The following is a 20,016-nucleotide window of genomic DNA, read 5'->3' on the forward strand; positions in this document are numbered from 1 at the left end:
AACAAGTGAAAGTAAGAATTATAGGAAGTGGAACATCGACGGGAGTACCTCAAATCGGCTGTACATGTCCGGTTTGTACTTCTTCCGATCCGAAAGATAATCGATTGCGTGCATCTGCTATTGTGGAGACAGATGACGCGCGGATTCTGATAGATTGTGGTCCCGATTTCCGGACACAGGTATTACATCTCCCTTTTGAGAGGATAGATGGTGTACTCATTACGCACGAACATTATGACCATGTAGGCGGACTGGACGATTTACGTCCGTTTTGCCGGTTCGGTTCCGTGCCTATTTATGCGGAAGATTATGTAGCGCAGGGATTGCGTTTGCGTATGCCCTATTGCTTTGTCGACCATCGTTATCCGGGTGTGCCTGATATTCCTTTACAAGAAATTTCGGTGGGGCAATCCTTTGCTGTAAACCACACGGAAGTGCTTCCTCTGCGTGTGATGCATGGCCGACTGCCGATTCTGGGGTATCGTATCGGGCAGTTGGGGTATATCACTGATATGTTGACCATGCCCGAAGAATCCTATGAACAATTGGCAGGGATAGATGTTTTGGTAATGAATGCGCTTCGGATCGCCTCGCATCCTACTCACCAAAATTTGGAAGAAGCATTGGCGGTGGCCCGGCGTATTCAGGCAAAGAAGACATACTTTATACACATGAGTCATGATATGGGCTTGCATGCGGAGGTTGAAAAGAACCTTCCGGAAAATATTCACCTGGCGTTCGACGGATTGGATATCTATGTTTGATTATCGGTGAAATTTTTAGCAAAAGTTTTGTTTTCTTTGTAGAAATTATTATTTTTGCACCTAGCCGATAAACAGCGAATATTATGAAACTTCGTACGATAGTGAAAATAGCGATCACATCTTCTGTTGTACTTTTGTGCTCAGGTTTCGCATTGTACTCTTTTTTTAGACTGTCAGCAGCTGAAGGGCAGAAAGACTTTAATCTTTATGAACTGGTGCCATCCACAACTTCAGCAGTATTCGTTACTGATGACGTGCTCGAATTTGTAGCAGAAGTCGATGAGCTGACTTGCAGTAAAAATCAGCAATATCTTTATGTATCCAAACTCTTTTCTTATCTGAAACAGAGTCTTTACGCCCTTTCAGAAGATACTCCCCACGGTTTAAGCCGGCAAATGAATCAAATGTTGATTAGTTTCCACGAGCCGGATAACGAACGTAATCAAGTGCTCTATTGTAGATTGGGAAATGGGGATAAGGAGTTGGTAAACAGATTTGTACGCAAATATATATCCTCACTTTATCCGCCGAAAACATTTATTTACAAAGGAGAAGAGATAATTATTTATCCAATGGCGGACGGTGATTTTCTTGCCTGCTATCTGACATCCGATTTTATGGCATTGAGCTTTCAGAAAAAACTGATTGAAAACGTTATTGATGCGTATAAAAGTGGAAAATCGTTGGCTGATGATTCTACCTTTACAGGAATACGTGCTCCGAAAAAAAGCGCGGTGGCCGCTACCATCTATACCCGTATGCAAGGGATGATGGGATGGACGGAATTTGACATGAAAATGAAAGATGATTTCATCTATTTCTCCGGTATCACTCACGATGCAGACACTTGCTTTGCGTTTATAAACCAGCTTCGCCAGCAACAATCCGTCAAGGGATTTCCGGGAGAAGTGTTGCCGTCTACTGCTTTCTATTTTAGCAGGCAAGGGATTACGGACTGGGTGTCTCTACTTTCTTATGGAAATGCCCAGGGACAGAGCGTGCCTACCCGCACGAGTGAAGTGCAAAATAGGGATAAAGAGTTTTCACGCTATCTGATGGAAAATGCCGGGCAGGATTTGGTTGCCTGTCTCTTTCAGCGTGAAGATACTTTGCAGGGTGCAGCGGCAGTCTTGAGCCTGTCGGTGGCAGATGTAACGGAAGCCGAGCGAATGCTTCGTGCTCTTGTTAATGCCGCTTCGGCGGACGAAGGAAGAAGAAATCCGCGTATAACTTTTTGTTATACTGTAAATAAAGCATATCCTATCTATCGGTTACCTCAAACAACATTGTTTGAACAACTAACCAGTTTTGCGGAACCAACCTTGGATGTATATGCAGCCTTCTATGGCGGGCGCTTGTTGCTCGCTCCTGATGCGGATGCTCTCGCGCATTATATTCGCCAACTGGATAAAGGTGAGGTGCTCAATGGAGCGATGGCCTATCAGACAGGCATGGATCATTTGTCCGATTCCTACCATTTTATGCTGATGGCGGATTTCGACCACATATTCCAACAATCAGAAAATCACGTTCGTTTTGTACCGGATTTCTTTCTGCGCAACGCCGACTTCTTCCGTCATTTCACCCTTTTTGTTCAGTTTGCCTGTGCAGACGGAGTGGTATATCCTAATATTGTTTTGAAATATAAATCAGAATAAAAAATGACCGTTTGCTTATAATCATTTTTCTACAAAAAAAACTCCCAATGAAATTTAATTCAATCGGGAGTTTTTTATGCTTATTCATCGAACGAATGACTTTCGGTTTAGAATGGCAGATCGTCTTTGGCATCGCCCGGAGTAAATTCCGGCATAGCCGACGGAGCTGGAGGAGGAACGGGAGAACCGGAAGCCATTGGAGCACCTGTGCTAACACGCTCTACTTTCCATGCGCGGATACTATTGAACCAGCGATCATTCCACTGACGGGCGTCAACGTCGAATGATACAGTCAATTCTTCGCCCATTTGAATGTTGAACTGCTCGATTTTGTCTGCGCCAAATACGTCGAAGCACATTTTACGTGGATATTGGTCGTGGTTTTCGATAACGTACTCTTGTGATTTCCACTCGTTGCCGCTAGTTTTTGAAACTCCGCCTCTCGGGGGGAGGATAGCGATGATTTTTCCTGTAAATTCCATTGCGATAATTTTAAATTCTGCGGCGAAGTTACAATTTTTTAGTAATATCCCTCGCACAATACCTGTTTTTTTCTTTTGTTTTTATTGGGCAGCCCAAATCTTTTTTCGTAACTTTGTGCGATAGAACATTTAAAACTTAAATACACGAAAATATATGAAATTTATCGTTTCAAGTACTGCTCTTTCCAGCCATTTACAGGCCATCAGCCGTGTTATTAATTCAAAAAATGCGCTGCCAATTCTCGATTGTTTCCTCTTCGAACTGGAAGACGGAACTTTGTCTGTGACTGTATCCGACAGTGAAACAACGATGGTGACTACCGTAGAAGTGAATGAAAGCGATACGAACGGGCGTTTTGCCGTAGTAGCGAAAACATTGCTTGACGCACTGAAAGAAATTCCGGAACAACCACTCACATTCGATATCAATCCGGATAATTATGAAATAACGGTGCAGTACCAGAACGGAAAATACAGCCTGATGGGGCAGAATGCGGATGAATTCCCGCAATCGGCTACACTGGGGGATAATGCTGTCCGCGTGGAAATGGAAGCAAGCGTACTTCTGGGAGGTATCAACCGTTCGGTGTTTGCTACTGCCGATGATGAACTTCGTCCGGTGATGAACGGTATTTATTTCGATATTACAACAGAAGACATTACAATGGTTGCTTCGGACGGTCATAAACTGGTACGTTGCAAAACGTTGGCAGCCAAAGGCAACGAGCGTGCAGCCTTCATCCTTCCGAAGAAACCGGCTACATTGCTAAAGAATCTTTTGCCGAAAGAACAAGGCGCAGTGACCATCGAATTTGACGAACGCAACGCTGTATTCATGCTTGAAAGCTACCGGATGGTTTGCCGCCTGATTGAAGGACGTTACCCGAACTACAACTCGGTAATTCCACAAAACAACCCGCACAAAGTGACCGTAGACCGCCAACAATTGGTAGGAGCTTTGCGCCGTGTGTCTATCTTCTCGTCACAAGCCAGCAGTTTGATTAAACTTCGTATGCAGGAAAACCAGATTGTGATTTCCGCACAAGATATTGATTTCTCTACTTCTGCCGAAGAAACACAAGTTTGCCAGTATGCAGGTGCTGCAATGAGTATCGGTTTTAAATCGACGTTCCTTATCGACATACTGAACAATATTTCGGCAGATGAAGTAGTCATCGAACTTGCAGATCCTTCACGTGCCGGAGTAATCATCCCGGTAGAGCAGGAAGAAAACGAAGACTTGCTGATGCTGCTGATGCCGATGATGCTAAATGATTAATGTAAATTCACCACAGAGGACGCAGAGGACACAGAGGATAAATTTGAATATTTATTAAATAACCCTCTGTGTCCTCTGCGTCCTCTGTGGTGACTCAATAAAATAAACAGAAATGAAATTAAACCTGAAAAATCCCATTGTTTTTTTTGATTTAGAAACAACCGGAACCAATATCAACACAGACCGAATTGTTGAAATTTGCTATCTGAAAGTATATCCGAATGGAAATGAAGAAGCAAAGACATTACGTATCAATCCTGAAATGCATATTCCGGAAGCATCCTCTGCTATACATGGTATTTATGATGCCGACGTAGCAGATTGTCCTACTTTTAAAGAAGTAGCGAAAAACATAGCCCGAGACATTGAAGGTTGCGATTTGGCAGGATTTAATTCCAATCGTTTTGATATTCCTGTTCTTGCCGAAGAATTTCTTCGTGCCGGAGTAGATATTGATATGACAAAACGTAAATTTGTAGACGTACAGGTCATCTTCCACAAAATGGAACAACGCACCCTGTCTGCTGCCTACAAGTTCTATTGCGACAAGAATTTGGAAGATGCACACACTGCCGAAGCAGATACACGAGCTACTTACGAAGTGTTGAAAGCGCAGCTTGACCGTTACTCCGATCTTCAGAATGATATTGCGTTCCTGGCAGATTATTCAAGTTTCAGCAAGAATGTCGATTTTGCCGGACGCATGGTGTACGATGATAACGGAGTAGAAGTGTTCAACTTCGGAAAATATAAGGGAATGTCTGTTGCCGAGGTTTTGAAGAAAGATCCCGGATATTACAGTTGGATTTTGAATAGTGACTTCACGCTGAACACCAAGGCGGCATTGACAAAAATCCGCTTGCGTGAAATGAGTAATTTGATTACAAAATAATGCTAAAAGGAAAGAAAATAATTCTTGGAATTACCGGCAGTATTGCCGCGTATAAGGCGTGCTATATCATTCGCGGACTGATAAAACAAGGAGCGGAAGTGCAGGTCGTAATTACTCCGGCGGGAAAAGAATTTATTACTCCGATCACTCTTTCGGCTTTGACCAGCAAACCGGTCATCAGTGAGTTTTTTGCCCAACGTGACGGAACGTGGAATAGCCACGTTGATCTCGGTTTATGGGCGGATGCCGTATTGATTGCGCCGGCCACTGCCTCTACCATCGGTAAAATGGCCAACGGAATAGCCGACAATATGCTGATAACCACTTATCTTTCAGCAAAAGCTCCCGTGTTTGTTGCTCCGGCAATGGACCTCGATATGTTTGCTCATCCTGCCACCCAGAAAAATCTGGATATTCTGCGTTCCTATGGTAATCATATTATCGAGCCGGGGACAGGAGAACTAGCCAGCCATCTGGTAGGGAAGGGGCGAATGGAAGAGCCGGAGAATATCATCCGGGTATTGGATGAATTCTTTGCTTCGAGTGACGAACTGTCCGGAAAGAAAGTGATGATTACCGCCGGACCGACTTACGAAAAGATAGACCCGGTGCGTTTCATCGGCAATTATTCGTCCGGAAAGATGGGATTCGCGTTGGCAGAAGAATGTGCCCGTCGCGGAGCACAAGTGACCTTGATTACAGGCCCTGTGCAACTCAAAACGCAACATTCTGGTATCATCCGTGTCGATGTCGAATCTGCTGAAGAAATGTACAAAGCAGCGCAGGCTCATTTCCCAGATGCTGATGCAGGTATTCTTTGTGCGGCAGTAGCCGACTATCGTCCGGAAACAGTAGCCGATAAGAAGATTAAGCGGGAAAAAGAAGAAGAACTGACCCTGCATCTTCGGGCAACACAAGATATTGCTGCCTCTTTAGGAGCCATAAAAAGAAAACAACAATGCCTGGTTGGCTTTGCGCTCGAAACCAATAATGAGCAGCAGAATGCCGAAGGAAAGCTCGAACGCAAGAACTTCGATTTTATTGTGCTCAACTCGTTGAATGATGCAGGAGCCGGTTTCCGCCATGATACCAATAAGATAAGTATAATCGACAGGAAAGGTCGTACAGACTATCCTCTGAAGTCGAAAACAGAAGTAGCTCAAGACATCATTGATTGTCTGGTAGCTACCCTGTCTCCCAATTTTTAATTTTCAAATTTTAATTTTTAATTAATTTGTTACGTTCACTATACATTCAGAATTACGCATTGATAGAAAAACTGGATATCAGTTTTGAAACAGGCTTTTCCGTTATAACAGGTGAAACGGGAGCCGGGAAATCAATTATTCTGGGAGCGATCGGGCTCCTGCTGGGGCAACGTGCCGATGTGAAAGCGATTCGTCGCGGAGCTTCCAAATGTATTATAGAGGCACGGTTCGATATTGCTGCCTACGGTATGCGTCCGTTTTTTGAAGAAAACGAATTGGAATATGATGAAGAGTGTATTTTGCGTCGTGAGGTACAGGCTTCCGGTAAAAGCAGAGCATTCATCAATGATACTCCCGCTTCACTGGCACAAATGAAAGAGCTGGGCGAACAATTGATAGATGTACATTCTCAACATCAGAATCTGTTACTTAATAAAGAAGGATTCCAGTTGAACGTGCTTGATATTCTGGCACATAATGATGCAGCATTGGAGAAATACCATCTGCGTTATGGCGAATGGAAGCAGACAGAACGCGAACTGGCTGAATTAATGTCACTGGCAGAGAAAAGCCGTTCTGATGAAGATTATATCCGTTTCCAACTTGAACAGCTCGAAGAGGCCCATCTTGTAGAAGGAGAGCAAGAGGAATTGGAGCAGGAAGCCGAAACACTAAGTCATGCGGAGGAAATTAAAGCCGGACTTTACCGGGTAGAACAGTCATTTGTCTCGGATGAAGGTGGATTGCTTTCTTACCTGAAAGATAGTCTGAATACGCTGAATAGCCTGCAAAGAGTCTATCAGCCCGCTAAGGAACTTACCGAACGTATGGAGAGCGCCTATATCGAATTGAAAGATATTTCGCACGAAGTCTCTTCGCAAAGTGATTCCGTTGAATTTAATCCGGTCCGCCTGGAAGAAGTGAACGAACGGCTGAATCTGATTTATTCCCTGCAACAGAAACACCGGGTACAGACTCTTGACGAGTTGATAGCGTTGACGGATGAATATCGTAGCAAATTGTCCGACATCACTTCATACGATGAGCGTATTGCCGAGCTGACCGCTCGTAAAGAGGAACAATATAAGCAAGTGAAACAACAAGCAGAACTGCTCACCAAAGCCCGTACGAAAGCTGCGCGTGAAGTGGAAAAGCAATTGGCTGCCCGCTTGATTCCGTTGGGGATGCCGAATGTTCGTTTCCAGATCGAAATGGGACTGAAGAAAGAGCCGGGATTGCAAGGAGAAGATACAGTCAACTTCCTGTTTTCTGCTAATAAGAACGGTACTTTGCAAAATATCTCTTCCGTAGCTTCGGGAGGTGAAATTGCCCGTGTTATGCTTTCTATCAAAGCATTGATTGCCGGAGCCGTGAAACTGCCGACTATCGTATTTGATGAAATAGATACCGGCGTCTCCGGTGAAATAGCCGACCGCATGGCGGACATGATGCAGGAAATGGGTGACCGGAACCGTCAGGTAATCAGCATCACCCACTTGCCGCAGATTGCTGCCCGCGGACGTGCACATTATAAAGTATATAAGAAAGACAGCGATACGGAAACAAACAGTCATATCCGCCGTCTCACCGATGAAGAACGAGTAGAGGAAATAGCTCACATGCTTAGTGGCGCCACTCTGACCGAGGCCGCCCTTAGCAATGCCAAATCCCTGCTTGATGCTAAGTAATTAATGGCTAAATTGATTCATTCAAAGTAGTTGAGGTAGTGAATTGTTAAGCGGTAACTGATAAGTAGTAAATTGTAAATAGTAAAATAGTAAATCAAATAGATGTTGGATAAAAGTGAAATGATTTTCGGTGTTCGTGCCGTGATAGAAGCCATTCAGGCAGGTAAAGAGATTGATAAAATTCTGGTAAAGAAAGACATTCAGAGTGATCTTTCCAAAGAATTGTTTGCTGCTTTGAAAGGGCTGATGATACCGGTTCAGCGTGTTCCGGTAGAACGTATTAACCGCATTACCCGGAAAAATCATCAGGGAGTGATTGCTTTCATTTCTTCTGTGACTTATCAGAAAACGGAAGATCTTGTTCCTTTCTTGTTCGAACAAGGGAAGAATCCATTTTTTGTTATGCTGGACGGAGTGACCGATGTACGTAATTTCGGAGCCATTGCCCGTACCTGCGAATGTGCAGCTGTCGATGCAGTGATTATTCCTGCCCGCGGGAGTGCATCTGTCAATGCTGATGCCGTGAAAACATCGGCAGGAGCGCTGCACACGCTGCCTGTGTGTCGTGAGCAGAACCTTCGTTCAACGCTGCAATATCTGAAAGACAGTGGTTTCCGCATTGTAGCTGCTACCGAGAAGGGAGATTACGACTATACAAAAGCCGATTATACAGGACCGCTGTGCATCATTATGGGAGCGGAGGATACGGGAGTTTCTTATGAAAACCTTGCGCTCTGCGACGAATGGGTGAAAATCCCGATGCTGGGCACCATCGAATCTCTGAATGTTTCCGTGGCTGCCGGTATCCTGGTTTACGAAGCTGTGAAACAAAGAAATAATGACTGATATGAAGAAGATTTTAATTCTACCTTTACTGCTTTTCTTCCTGATGCAGGGAAGCATGGCGCAAACTCCCAAATGGGTAGAGAAGGCAAAACGTGCAGTCTTCTCTGTGGTGACTTATGACAAGAATGATAAAATGCTGAATACCGGAAACGGATTTTTTGTATCCGAAGATGGATTGGCTTTATCAGATTATACTCTTTTTAAAGGAGCCGAACGTGCAGTGGTTATCACTTCCGAAGGCAAGCAGATGCCGGTTAGCCTGATACTTGGAGCGAATGATATGTATGATGTCATTAAGTTCCGTGTGGCTATCACCGAGAAGAAAGTGCCTGCGCTCATTGTGGCTAAAACAGCTCCGGCAGTGGGAGCCGATGCGTGGATGCTTCCTTATTCTACACAGAAAAGTATTGCTTGCGTTACTGGTAAAGTGAAAGATGTCTCCAAAGTAGCCGGAGAATATCATTACTATACATTGGGGATGCAGATGAAAGATAAGATGGTGAGCTGTCCGGTGATGAATGCCGAAGGTCAGGTATTTGGCATTGCGCAGAAGTCATCCGGCATCGATACGGTGACCACTTGCTATGCGGCAGGAGCAGCTTTTGCTATGGCACAGAAAATCAGTGCTCTTTCTTTGGGAGACGCTGCTTTGAAAAAGATTGGCATCCGGAAAGGCCTGCCCGAAACGGAAGACCAGGCATTAGTGTACTTGTTTATGGCATCTTCGAGCCTGTCGGGCGACGATTACGAAAAGCTGTTGGATGATTTCATCCGTCAGTTCCCTGCCAATGCGGATGGTTATCTTCGTCGTGCCAATTATTATGCAGCTAAAGGTAAGGACGATCAGACTTGGTATGATAAAGCAGTTGCCGACTTTAATCAAGCTTTGAAAGTAGCCCAGAAAAAAGATGATGTATATTATAATATAGGTAAGCTGATGTATGCTTATCAATTGTCGAAGCCGGAAAAAACGTATAAAGACTGGACGTATGACACTGCTTTGCAGAATGTTCGTCAGGCAATCGCCATTGATCCGCTGCCTATTTATATTCAAATGGAAGGCGATATACTGTTTGCCCAGCAAGATTATGCCGGTGCTTTGGCAGCTTATGAAAAGGTAAATGCCAGCAACATTGCTTCTCCGGCCACTTTCTTTAGTGCTGCCAAGACGAAGGAACTGGCGAAAGGTGACCCGAAAGAAGTTGTAGCTTTAATGGATAGCTGTATTGCTCGTTGCCCTCAACCGATCACAGCAGATTTTGCTCCATATTTGTTGGAACGTGCGCAGATGAACATGAATGCCGGCCAGCCACGGAATGCGATGCTCGATTATGATGCTTATCATACAGCAGTCAAAGGAGAGGTGAACGACGTATTCTATTACTATCGCGAACAGGCCGCTTTGAAAGCACGCCAATTCCAGCGCGCCTTGGATGATATAGTTAAAGCGATCGAAATGAATCCGACAGACCTGACCTATCAGGCGGAACATGCCGTTGTAAACCTGCGTGTAGGACGTTATGAAGAAGCTATTCAGATTTTGAATAATATATTGAAGGCTGATCCTAAATATGCCGAGGCTTACCGCTTGTTGGGGCTTTGCCAGATACAGTTGAAGAAGACAGATGAAGCTTGCGGCAACTTTAAGAAAGCGAAAGAACTGGGTGATCCGAATGTAGATGAGCTGATTACCAAATACTGCAAGTAAGAGATTGCCTCTTCGAAAAACAACATAAGTAAAAATGAATCCCTGCCAACTCGAAAATTGGCAGGGATTCCTCGTTTTTGGGGACGTTGTATAAAAAACTCTCTCTCTTTTTTTTATTTTTCCCCACTTCACTTGTTAAGCTCAGGTTGTAGGTTTTAATGATATATGGTTTGATTTCCCTTTTTCCCCTCTTTTATAAGTTAAATGCACGCTTATTGAAAATACTGCATGGCTTCACTTATTTTTTTTAGAAATTATTCGATTTTCCATCTAAAACAGCGACTAAATTTAAAAATGTGCTTCATTTTATCTATAATCTTACTATATTCCGCACGTTTTTTAATAACACTTATGAGATAAGTTATAATTTATGGAAAAAAATCGATTTACTATTTGTGCAAACAATTACATCGATTGTTTGCGACAAGAGGGTCGTTATTCTACGGCCCACGTGTATAAACACGCTATTCGTTCTTTTTCGCAGTTTTGTGGGACCCAATCCATTACCTTTAGTAGGATAAACCGCGAAACTCTAAAGAGGTATAGCAACTATCTGTTGGCTTCCCGTTTGAAGCCTAATACGATTTCTACGTATATGCGTATGCTTCGTAGTATCTACAATCGCGGAGTCGATACGCATCAGGCTCCTTATGTACATGGCTTGTTCCGGGATGTATTTACCGGGGTGGACACACGTCAGAAGAAAGCCATCCCGATCGGTGAACTTCACATGTTACTAAACAAAGATCCTCAATCGGAAAAACTTCGCCGGACACAGGCCATTGCCAATCTGTTATTTCAGTTTTGTGGAATGCCTTTTTCTGATTTGGCCCATCTGGAAAAGTCCAATTTGAAACAAGGTCTTTTAAAGTACAACCGTCTCAAGACCGGTACTCCTATGAGTATAGAAGTGCTGGAGTCAGCGCACAATGCAATCGGGGGATTATACAATAAAACCGATGCGCGGAGTCCCGATTATCCTGATTATCTTTTTCGGATATTAAGCGGAGCATATAAGAGAGATGAAGAGGAGGCTTATCGTGAATATCAGTCAGCCTTGAGACGTTTCAATAATGATTTGAAAAGCCTGTCCAGAAAATTAAGGATATCTTCATCCGTCACGTCTTACACGCTTCGTCATTCTTGGGCTACGACTGCCAAGTACAGAGGTGTTCCTATCGAGATGATTAGCGAATCATTAGGGCACAAATCTATTAAAACAACACAGATATATTTAAAGGGTTTCGAATTGGAAGAAAGAACAAGGGTTAATAAATTGAATTATTCTTACGTATGTAGTTTTAAAATGTTCTGATTAATATTATTAAAGCATTATGGATTAGGGACTTAATGCTGGTGTTACTTCTTAGGTAACGGAAATATATTCGCTACAAAGATAGGTAAAAATATTAATAGCAAACAAGCAAAAAACTTCTTTTTTTCCTTTTTCTCTCAAATATGCAACATGAATCTATCTGAACATGAAAGATAACGCCTTCATGCTCAAGGGATTTTTATTACCTAAATTCAAAAAAGTCTTATATTGAATGTTAGGTACCCGCTTTTATATTCCCTCATAATCGATTTTTTTCCTTTTTTCACTGCTATGTGTATCCTATATGTGTGTTATCCGTTACCTAAGAAGTAACGGAATAACATGGGGTAAAAAAATATGATTTTAACGAAACCAAAATCAGTAAATGCCGGGCCTATTAGTGGGACAGGGGAAGGCGTAGCACACTCAAAACGCTGGTATGTAGCACTCGTTCGAATGCATCACGAGAAGAAAGTATCCGAGCGTTTATCTAAGATGGGAATTGATTCTTTTGTTCCCGTTCAGCAACAAATTCATCAATGGAGCGACCGTCGAAAGATGGTTGATACAGTATTGCTTCCAATGATGGTTTTTGTTCATGTCAATCCAAAAGAGCGTATGGAAGTCCTAAGCTTCTCCACGGTTAGCCGTTATATGGTGATGCGTGGTGAAAGCACTCCTGCCGTTATTCCTGACGAGCAGATGGCGCGTTTCCGTTTCATGCTCGATTATTCCGAAGAAGCAGTCTGTATGAATGATACTCCACTGGCGCGTGGTGAGAAAGTTCGTGTGATAAAAGGTCCTTTGAGCGGCCTTGTTGGCGAACTCGTGACTGTCGGGGGTAAGAGTAAGATTGCCGTTCGTTTAAATATGCTTGGCTGTGCTTGTGTAGATATGCCAATCGGTTATGTAGAACCTACAAAGATTAGTAATGACGACACAAAAAAACTTTAACGTATTTCTATTTATTCTACTGTTAGGAGTTTTTTCTCCTTTAATGGCTCAAAATATGAGCGATTCTCAAGTATTGGAGTATGTCAAAGAGGGGATTAGACAAGGGAAAGAACAAAAACAATTAGCCTCTGAACTTGCACGTAAGGGCGTGACCAAAGAACAGGCTATGCGTGTGAAGCAGCTTTATGAGCAGCAGAACAACGTCAATGCTTCCAACGCTACCGGTACGGACGTCAATGAATCCCGTCTTCGTGAAGAAATGAAGGAGAACACTTCCGATATGCTGGAAGACCATCCGAGTACTCAAGATCTTGCACGTAGTAATCAGGTTTTCGGACGTAACATCTTCAATACCCGTAACCTGACTTTTGAACCCAGTGTCAACATCGCCACCCCTTTAAATTATCGTCTCGGTCCCGGTGATGAAGTGATTATCGACATCTGGGGAGCCAGCCAGAACACTATCCGCCAACAGATTTCTCCTGATGGCACGATTAACATTCAGAAAATAGGTCCCGTCAACCTGAACGGTCTGACTATTTCTGAAGCCAATGACTATCTCAAGAAAACATTAAACAAGATATATAATGGTCTTAATAATACGAATGACCCCACTTCTGACATCCGTCTGACTTTGGGTAGCATCCGTACTATTCAAATCAATGTGATGGGTGAAGTAGTCCAACCGGGCACTTACTCTCTTTCTTCCTTTTCTACTGTCTTCCATGCACTTTACCGTGCAGGAGGTGTGAGTGACATAGGTAGCCTTCGCAATGTTCAGCTGGTACGTAACGGTAAGAACATCGCCACAATCGATGTCTACCAATTTATCATGAAAGGCAACATTCAGGATGACATCCGTCTTCAGGAGGGCGATGTAGTAATAGTCCCTGCCTATGATATCTTGGTTAAGGTCGATGGAAAAGTGAAACGCCCGATGCGTTTCGAAATGAAAAAGGATGAGAGTCTATCTACTCTTATCAGCTATGCCGGTGGCTTTGACGCCGATGCCTATACTCGTTCCTTACGTGTCGTACGCCAAAACGGACAGGAGTATGAAGTAAATACAGTCAAAGACCTTGATTATAGTGTCTATAAAATGCGGAATGGTGATGTTGTGACTGCCGAGGCTATCCTTAACCGCTTTATCAATAAGCTTGAAATTCGTGGTGCCGTTTACCGTCCCGGTATCTACCAGCTAAACGGTAAACTGAATACCGTCCGTGAACTGGTGAACGAAGCCCAAGGCTTGACCGGTGATGCTTTCTTGAACCGTGCCGTTCTCTACCGTCAGCGTGAGGATTTGACTACCGAAGTTGTTCCAGTAGACATCAAAGCCATCATGGACGGTACTTCCCAAAACATCATCCTGGTGAGAAACGACATCCTTTATATTCCGAGTATCCATGATTTGGAAGATAGGGGAGATGTTGTAATCCACGGTGAAGTAGCCAAACCTGATTCTTATCCTTATGCGGATAATATGACCCTTGAAGACTTGATCATTCAGGCCGGAGGCTTGCGTGAAGCCGCTTCTGTTGTTCGTGTGGATGTATCGCGTAGAATCAGGAATCCCCATAGTACAATGGATAATGATACTATCGGTCGGACGTATACATTCTCCCTGAAAGAAGGTTTTGTCGTTGACGGCACACCAGGTTTTGTACTTCAACCTTATGATGAGGTTTATGTTCGCCGCAGTCCGGGTTATCAGGCCCAACAGAATGTGGTTGTTGAAGGTGAAATCTTGTTTGGAGGCTCTTATGCAATGACTAGTCGTGAAGAACGTCTTTCGGACTTAATCAATAAAGCTGGAGGTGCAACGAATTATGCCTACTTACGTGGTGCCAAACTGACTCGTGTAGCCAATGCAAGTGAAAAGAAACGCATGGGTGATGTAATCCGTTTGATGAGTCGACAGTTGGGTGAAGCTATGATGGACTCTTTAGGTGTCCGTGTGGAAGATACCTTTAGTGTTGGTATTGACTTGGAGAAAGCATTAGCTAACCCTGGTAGTACAGCAGATATTGTCTTGCGTGAGGGTGATGTGATTTCTATTCCGAAAAATAATAATACGATTACAATTAATGGTGCCGTAATGGTCCCGAATACCGTTTCTTATATAAAGGGTGAGAATGTAGATTATTACCTGAACCAAGCTGGTGGTTATTCTGAAAATGCGAAGAAGAGTAAGAAATTCATCGTTTATATGAATGGTCAGGTGACTAAGGTGAAAGGTAGTGGTAAGAAACAGATCGAACCTGGTTGTGAGATAATTGTTCCTAGTAAAGCAAAGAAGAAGACTAATATAGGAAATATTCTAGGTTATGCTACTACATTCAGCACTTTGGGAATGATGGTTGCTTCTATTGCTAACTTAATAAAGAAATAACGAATACCTTTTATGGCTACTCTGATTGAACAAGAATCTGGAAAAGAGATAAAACTAAAGCGGAATAATCATGTGGATGAAGAGATCGAAATTGATTTGATGGATCTTCTTCGTAAGGTTATAGGTATTCGTAAGAAGATCTATAAAGCTGCCGGTATCGGACTAATAATTGGTGTTATTGTTGCGATAAGTATCCCTAAGCAGTATACGGTTGAAGTTACTCTTTCTCCAGAAATGGGTAATGATAAAGCTGGTGGTTTATCCGGATTAGCTGCATCTTTTTTAGGAAGTGGGGTTACTATGGGAGATGGTACTGATGCCTTGAATGCTTCCTTGTCAGCTGATATTGTTTCTTCTACTCCTTTTTTACTGGAGCTTTCTGCAATGGAGATACCGGTAACAAAGAATGAAGTCATGACATTGAACACTTATTTAGATGAAGAAACATCTCCTTGGTGGAGTTATGTAATCGGGTTTCCTGGAATGGTAATTGGTGGAGTAAAGTCCCTGTTTACTGAGGAAGATGAAATTGCATCTTTTGATAAAACAAGTCAGGGCGCAATTGAACTTTCAAAGCAAGATTCGAGGAAAATTGCGACTCTGAAGAAAGTGATAACCGCTTCTGTGGATAAGAAAACCTCAATGACTTCCGTTACTGCAACTTTTCAGGATCCTAAGATTGCTGCAGTCGTAGCCGATTCCGTAGTGAAGAAACTGCAGGAATACATTATAGACTACCGCACTTTCAAGGCGAAAGAGGATTGTATTTATTTGGAGAAACTTTTCAAAGAACGTCAGCAAGAATATTATATCGCTCAGAAGAAATATGCCGATTATCTGGATTCTCATGATAACCTAATTTTGCAGAGTGTTCGTGCTGAACAGGAACGTTTGCAGAATGATATGAGCCTTGCTTATCAGGTATACAGTCAGGTTGCCAGTCAGCTTCAGGTTGCCAGAGCTAAAGTTCAGGAGGAAAAACCTGTGTTTGCTGTTGTAGAGCCTGCTGTGGTACCATTGGAACCTTCAGGAACTAGCAAGAAAATATATGTTCTAGCATTTGTCTTCCTTGCAGTTTGTATTGTTATCTTTTGGAATTTATTCGGGAAAGATTTTCTGAATAAGTTCAAAGAAGTATGTGCCTAAAATCAATCCTTAATGTGATATGGTATCAACCACCAGTCAAATCAATAAATTTATAGAATTTGTAGCAGTTCTGGGAGATCTGGTCATTCTGAATCTGGTATTGTTCTTTCTTCTTTTCTTTTGGGAAGAAGCTTTTGCTTCTTTACCTTTCTCTTGCAGGGGCTCATGGATGATGACTTCGTTAAGTCTCTGTTATCTGGCCTGTTCGGGCTCCCGCGGGAGGGTTTGGGACAGTCGGGGAATTCGTCCCGATCAACTTGTATTGCGTGTATTGAAGAATATTATAGCGTTCTTCATCTTTTGGGCATGTATCATGACTTTTAGTGGAATATCTATTTATTCTCCTCTTTTTTTTGTCGCTTATTTTTCTTTCCTCTTTGTCATCTTAAGTATTTATCGCATTATTATCCGTCATTTTCTGATAGTCTATTGTGCTAAGGGCAAGCATAGACGTTACGCTGTTTTTATAGGTGGAGGCAATAATATGCAGGTTTTGTATGAGGAGATGGAGAATTCCCTGGCGTCTTCGCTGTATGAGGTTGTGGGCTATTTTGATATAAAACCGAATGATGCCCTTTCGTCGCAATGCGCTTATCTAGGTAATCCTGACGGTTTTTCAGATTTTATGTCCGCACACCCGGATATCAAGCATGTTTTTTGTTCTTTGTCGATGGAGGAGGGGCGCTATAATTTTTCTATTATGAATCATTGTGAAAACCATTTGCTTTATTTTCATGGCGTTCCTAATGTATGTAAAGGTTTTCCTCGTCGTATTTGGCACAGTATGGTTGGCAATATGCCTATTTTGAATCTGCGTTATGAGCCTTTGGGTAAGATGGAGAATCGTATATTGAAGCGGATATTTGATGTTGTTTTCTCCGGTCTTTTTCTGGTTACTGTTTTTCCCTTTATTTATCTCATAGTTGGAAGTATTATAAAGTTGACTTCTCCCGGTCCTGTATTCTTTAAGCAAATGCGTACGGGTTTGAACGGTGTGGATTTTGTGTGTTATAAATTCCGTTCTATGAAAGTGAATGATGAAGCTGACAGTAAACAGGCTACAGTTGATGATCCCCGAAAAACTCGTTTTGGGAACTTTCTCCGTCGTTCTAATATAGACGAACTTCCTCAGTTTATCAATGTCTTTAAGGGTGATATGTCGATAGTTGGTCCCCGTCCACATATGTTGGCCCATACAGAGACTTATGCCCGTTTGATTGATAAATATATGGTGCGGCACTTTATAAAACCTGGAGTAACCGGTTGGGCTCAAACGCATGGTTTCCGTGGTGAAACGAGAGAACTCTCACAGATGGAGGAACGTGTTAAGGCTGATATCTGGTATATGGAGCATTGGACAATGCTGCTTGATATATATATCATTTATAAGACTATAGCGAATGTGGTGATGGGAGAAAAGAATGCATATTAGGGTGTTAATTAATGTGAGTGTACCAATTATGGCTTCATTATCACTTTTAAAGTGAGACTTTTATTGTTTCATAAACTCCTAAAAATACTTTAATGAGAAATAGCAGCATACAATCATTAAGGGGAATATGTGCAATAGTTGTATTTCTTTCTCATTCATTATGTATGTTCAAATCTACATTTGTAACCTATTTAATGGAATCTCCTATGCATTTATTTTTTGATGGAAAATGTGCTGTTTATATATTTTTTGCTATCAGTGGTATATATTATTATAAGAAGGAACGACTGCAACGAAAAACATATTTAAATGGCATATTAAAGAAATGTATAAAAATATATCCTCCATATATAATAACTTTGCTTTTAGCAGTGTTATTGATTAATTATACTCCCTGTACTAATTATAATCCAGCACTATTTACAGAATGGAGCAATTCTTTTTGGCATCAAAAAATAAATATTGAGGAATTAATAAGACAGGGTTCCATTCTTTTACCTCGTAATCCAGATTTGATCTTACCACCATCATGGTATTTAACTGTTGAGGTGAGAATGTTTCTTTTGATGCCTATAGTAGTCTTTATTTTTAATTATACTAGTTGGTGGAGCCTTATCTTGTTACTACTGTTGTCGCTAGTTGTTGATGTATCAATCATCTTAACTTTGGGCTTTTTCTCTATTGCAGCATTCTTTATGAAACTAATGAGTGATATTCATAAAATTGAAATGGTATTTAGTTTATATAAGTTTCCTTTATTACTGATAGGACTCATTTTGCTAAATATCGAGAACGTTTTAGACATACAAAATAGTGTTACTGCTTATCTTATGATGTTAGGTGCAATAACAATTGTTGGTGTGTGTTACGCTAACAAGAATCTGATCAGTTCTAATTTGTTAGTGAAATTGGGAAATATATCCTATGAATTTTATTTAATACATTTTATAGTGCTATTATCATTAAAACCATATTTTACAAATCCGTATAGTTACATTCTTATCTGTTTTATTGTATCTTTAGGATTGTCTGGAGGAATTAAATATGTGTGTAATGGGATTTTGAAATGTATGACTTTTAAAAATAATTTGTACGTATGAAGGTGTTATATGACTATCAAATATTCCAAATTCAAAAATTTGGAGGTATTTCTAGAGGATTGGCAGAAATAATATCTCATTTTCCGAGCGATATAGCATATGACATAGCAATAAAAGAGAGCGACAATGTTTACTTAAAGGAATATAATTTAGATAATAATCATTCACCTATATCCTATCAATTTTCAGATTTTCTACCAAATGTATCTTTTAAGGGAAAGAGGAGAATTTATAATATCTTGTCACAACGGGGATGGATAAATTCATCAGATAGCATAAACCTTCATCATAGTATAGAGAAAATTAAAAAAGAAGATTATGATGTTTTTCATCCGACCTATTTTTCAACCTATTTTTTGAAGCATATACGTAAACCTTTTGTTTTAACAGTCCATGATCTTACAGCAGAAAATTTCCCCTTGTACTTTAATAAATTTGACTATCAAAAAGAAGGAAGGAAACGTTTGGTTCCTTTAGCTAGTCATATAGTCGTTCCAAGTTTAAGTACTAAAATAGATGTCATGCAAAATTGGAATATTTCGGAAGGTCGGATTTCAGTTATATATTGGGGAGGAGTTTCAGTAAATAATAAAAAATATCCAGATAGTATAGGATGCCCATATATATTATATGTAGGATTAAGAGGTGGTTATAAGAACTTTTATTTTTTTATTAAATCCGCCCTTCCCTTTCTGCAAAAAAATAAAGAAGTTAAGATTGTATGTACAGGATGTAACTTTACAAAATCAGAGATAAAGTTCTTTCAAGAGTTGCATATTGCAAATAGAGTACAAGCAAAGTTCGTTTCTACAGAAGAATTAAGTGGATTGTATTCAAATGCCTTATGTTATGCCTTCCCTTCTTTGAGTGAAGGATTTGGACTTCCAATATTGGAGGCTTTTTCTTGCGGGTGTCCAGTACTCTTATCAAATAAAACTTGTTTCCCGGAAATAGGAGGTGATGCAGCTTTCTATTTTAATGAGCATAATGGTCATTCGGATATTTCAGAAAAATTAGATTATATATTTAACATGACTGAAGGAGAACGGCTAAAGACTAAAGATAAAGGATATGAGAGACTCACCCAGTTTTCTTGGGAAAAATCAGCAACAGAGTATGCACAAGTATATAAATCATTGCTTTAAGTATATA

At 41.3% G+C, this 20,016-nt stretch carries 16 protein-coding genes; 15 read left to right on the forward strand and 1 reads right to left on the reverse strand.

All coding sequences use genetic code 11. The features are described from left to right. Positions 1-5 precede the first annotated feature (5 nt). Together HMPREF9009_RS13950 and HMPREF9009_RS13955 are read left to right on the forward strand one after the other, a co-directional pair. On the forward strand, positions 6-764 hold the full coding sequence (locus tag HMPREF9009_RS13950) for an MBL fold metallo-hydrolase (protein WP_008025465.1): 759 nt from the start codon (positions 6-8) through the stop codon (positions 762-764). A gap of 83 nt (positions 765-847) precedes the next feature. Continuing rightward, positions 848-2,422, forward strand: a complete 1,575-nt coding sequence (locus HMPREF9009_RS13955) for a DUF3352 domain-containing protein (protein WP_049702515.1) — start codon at positions 848-850, stop codon at positions 2,420-2,422. 107 nt (positions 2,423-2,529) lie between these two features. On the opposite strand, the gene HMPREF9009_RS13960 is transcribed toward HMPREF9009_RS13955, so the two are convergent. Next, positions 2,530-2,904 (reverse strand): DUF3127 domain-containing protein, encoded by a 375-nt coding sequence (locus HMPREF9009_RS13960; RefSeq protein WP_004316866.1) that lies wholly within the window; start codon positions 2,902-2,904, stop codon positions 2,530-2,532. A gap of 154 nt (positions 2,905-3,058) precedes the next feature. Between HMPREF9009_RS13960 and dnaN the strand changes: the two genes are divergently transcribed. From dnaN to HMPREF9009_RS14025, 13 genes are all read left to right on the forward strand, one after another. Next, positions 3,059-4,183, forward strand: a complete 1,125-nt coding sequence (gene dnaN / locus HMPREF9009_RS13965) for a DNA polymerase III subunit beta (RefSeq protein WP_004316865.1) — start codon at positions 3,059-3,061, stop codon at positions 4,181-4,183. Positions 4,184-4,295: 112 nt separating this feature from the next. After that, positions 4,296-5,075, forward strand: a complete 780-nt coding sequence (locus HMPREF9009_RS13970) for a 3'-5' exonuclease (protein ID WP_004316864.1) — start codon at positions 4,296-4,298, stop codon at positions 5,073-5,075. Further along, positions 5,075-6,283: a bifunctional phosphopantothenoylcysteine decarboxylase/phosphopantothenate--cysteine ligase CoaBC gene (gene coaBC, locus HMPREF9009_RS13975; RefSeq protein ID WP_008643405.1), complete on the forward strand. Its 1,209-nt coding sequence runs from the start codon at positions 5,075-5,077 to the stop codon at positions 6,281-6,283. Before HMPREF9009_RS13970 ends, coaBC begins: the two co-directional genes overlap by 1 nt. Positions 6,284-6,309: 26 nt before the next feature. Next, positions 6,310-7,971 (forward strand): DNA repair protein RecN, encoded by a 1,662-nt coding sequence (gene recN / locus HMPREF9009_RS13980; RefSeq protein WP_008643403.1) that lies wholly within the window; start codon positions 6,310-6,312, stop codon positions 7,969-7,971. A 102-nt stretch (positions 7,972-8,073) separates the two neighbouring features. Continuing rightward, the gene (gene rlmB / locus HMPREF9009_RS13985) at positions 8,074-8,817 is read left to right on the forward strand and encodes a 23S rRNA (guanosine(2251)-2'-O)-methyltransferase RlmB (RefSeq protein WP_049702516.1); all 744 of its coding nucleotides are present in this window, start codon (positions 8,074-8,076) and stop codon (positions 8,815-8,817) included. Position 8,818: 1 nt separating this feature from the next. Beyond that, positions 8,819-10,525: a serine protease gene (locus HMPREF9009_RS13990; RefSeq protein WP_049703328.1), complete on the forward strand. Its 1,707-nt coding sequence runs from the start codon at positions 8,819-8,821 to the stop codon at positions 10,523-10,525. A gap of 370 nt (positions 10,526-10,895) precedes the next feature. Continuing rightward, a complete protein-coding gene (locus HMPREF9009_RS13995) occupies positions 10,896-11,840 on the forward strand; it encodes a tyrosine-type recombinase/integrase (RefSeq protein ID WP_008643396.1) in 945 nt (314 codons plus the stop codon). A 357-nt stretch (positions 11,841-12,197) separates the two neighbouring features. Next, positions 12,198-12,794, forward strand: coding sequence for a UpxY family transcription antiterminator (locus HMPREF9009_RS14000; protein WP_008025447.1), 597 nt, complete (start codon positions 12,198-12,200; stop codon positions 12,792-12,794). Further along, positions 12,772-15,186, forward strand: coding sequence for an SLBB domain-containing protein (locus tag HMPREF9009_RS14005; protein WP_049702517.1), 2,415 nt, complete (start codon positions 12,772-12,774; stop codon positions 15,184-15,186). The genes HMPREF9009_RS14000 and HMPREF9009_RS14005 overlap by 23 nt, the downstream gene beginning before the upstream one ends. Positions 15,187-15,198: 12 nt before the next feature. Then, complete coding sequence (locus HMPREF9009_RS14010) at positions 15,199-16,332, forward strand: chain-length determining protein (RefSeq protein ID WP_049702518.1); 1,134 nt, start codon at positions 15,199-15,201, stop codon at positions 16,330-16,332. Positions 16,333-16,351: 19 nt separating this feature from the next. Then, positions 16,352-17,764, forward strand: coding sequence for an undecaprenyl-phosphate glucose phosphotransferase (locus HMPREF9009_RS14015; protein ID WP_008643391.1), 1,413 nt, complete (start codon positions 16,352-16,354; stop codon positions 17,762-17,764). A gap of 92 nt (positions 17,765-17,856) precedes the next feature. Beyond that, positions 17,857-18,864, forward strand: coding sequence for an acyltransferase family protein (locus HMPREF9009_RS14020; RefSeq protein ID WP_008643389.1), 1,008 nt, complete (start codon positions 17,857-17,859; stop codon positions 18,862-18,864). Next, positions 18,861-20,009, forward strand: coding sequence for a glycosyltransferase family 4 protein (locus tag HMPREF9009_RS14025; protein WP_008643387.1), 1,149 nt, complete (start codon positions 18,861-18,863; stop codon positions 20,007-20,009). The genes HMPREF9009_RS14020 and HMPREF9009_RS14025 overlap by 4 nt, the downstream gene beginning before the upstream one ends. Positions 20,010-20,016 lie beyond the last annotated feature (7 nt).

Source organism: Bacteroides sp. 3_1_13 (assembly GCF_001185845.1).
Classification (GTDB): Bacteria; Bacteroidota; Bacteroidia; order Bacteroidales; family Bacteroidaceae; genus Bacteroides; species Bacteroides xylanisolvens.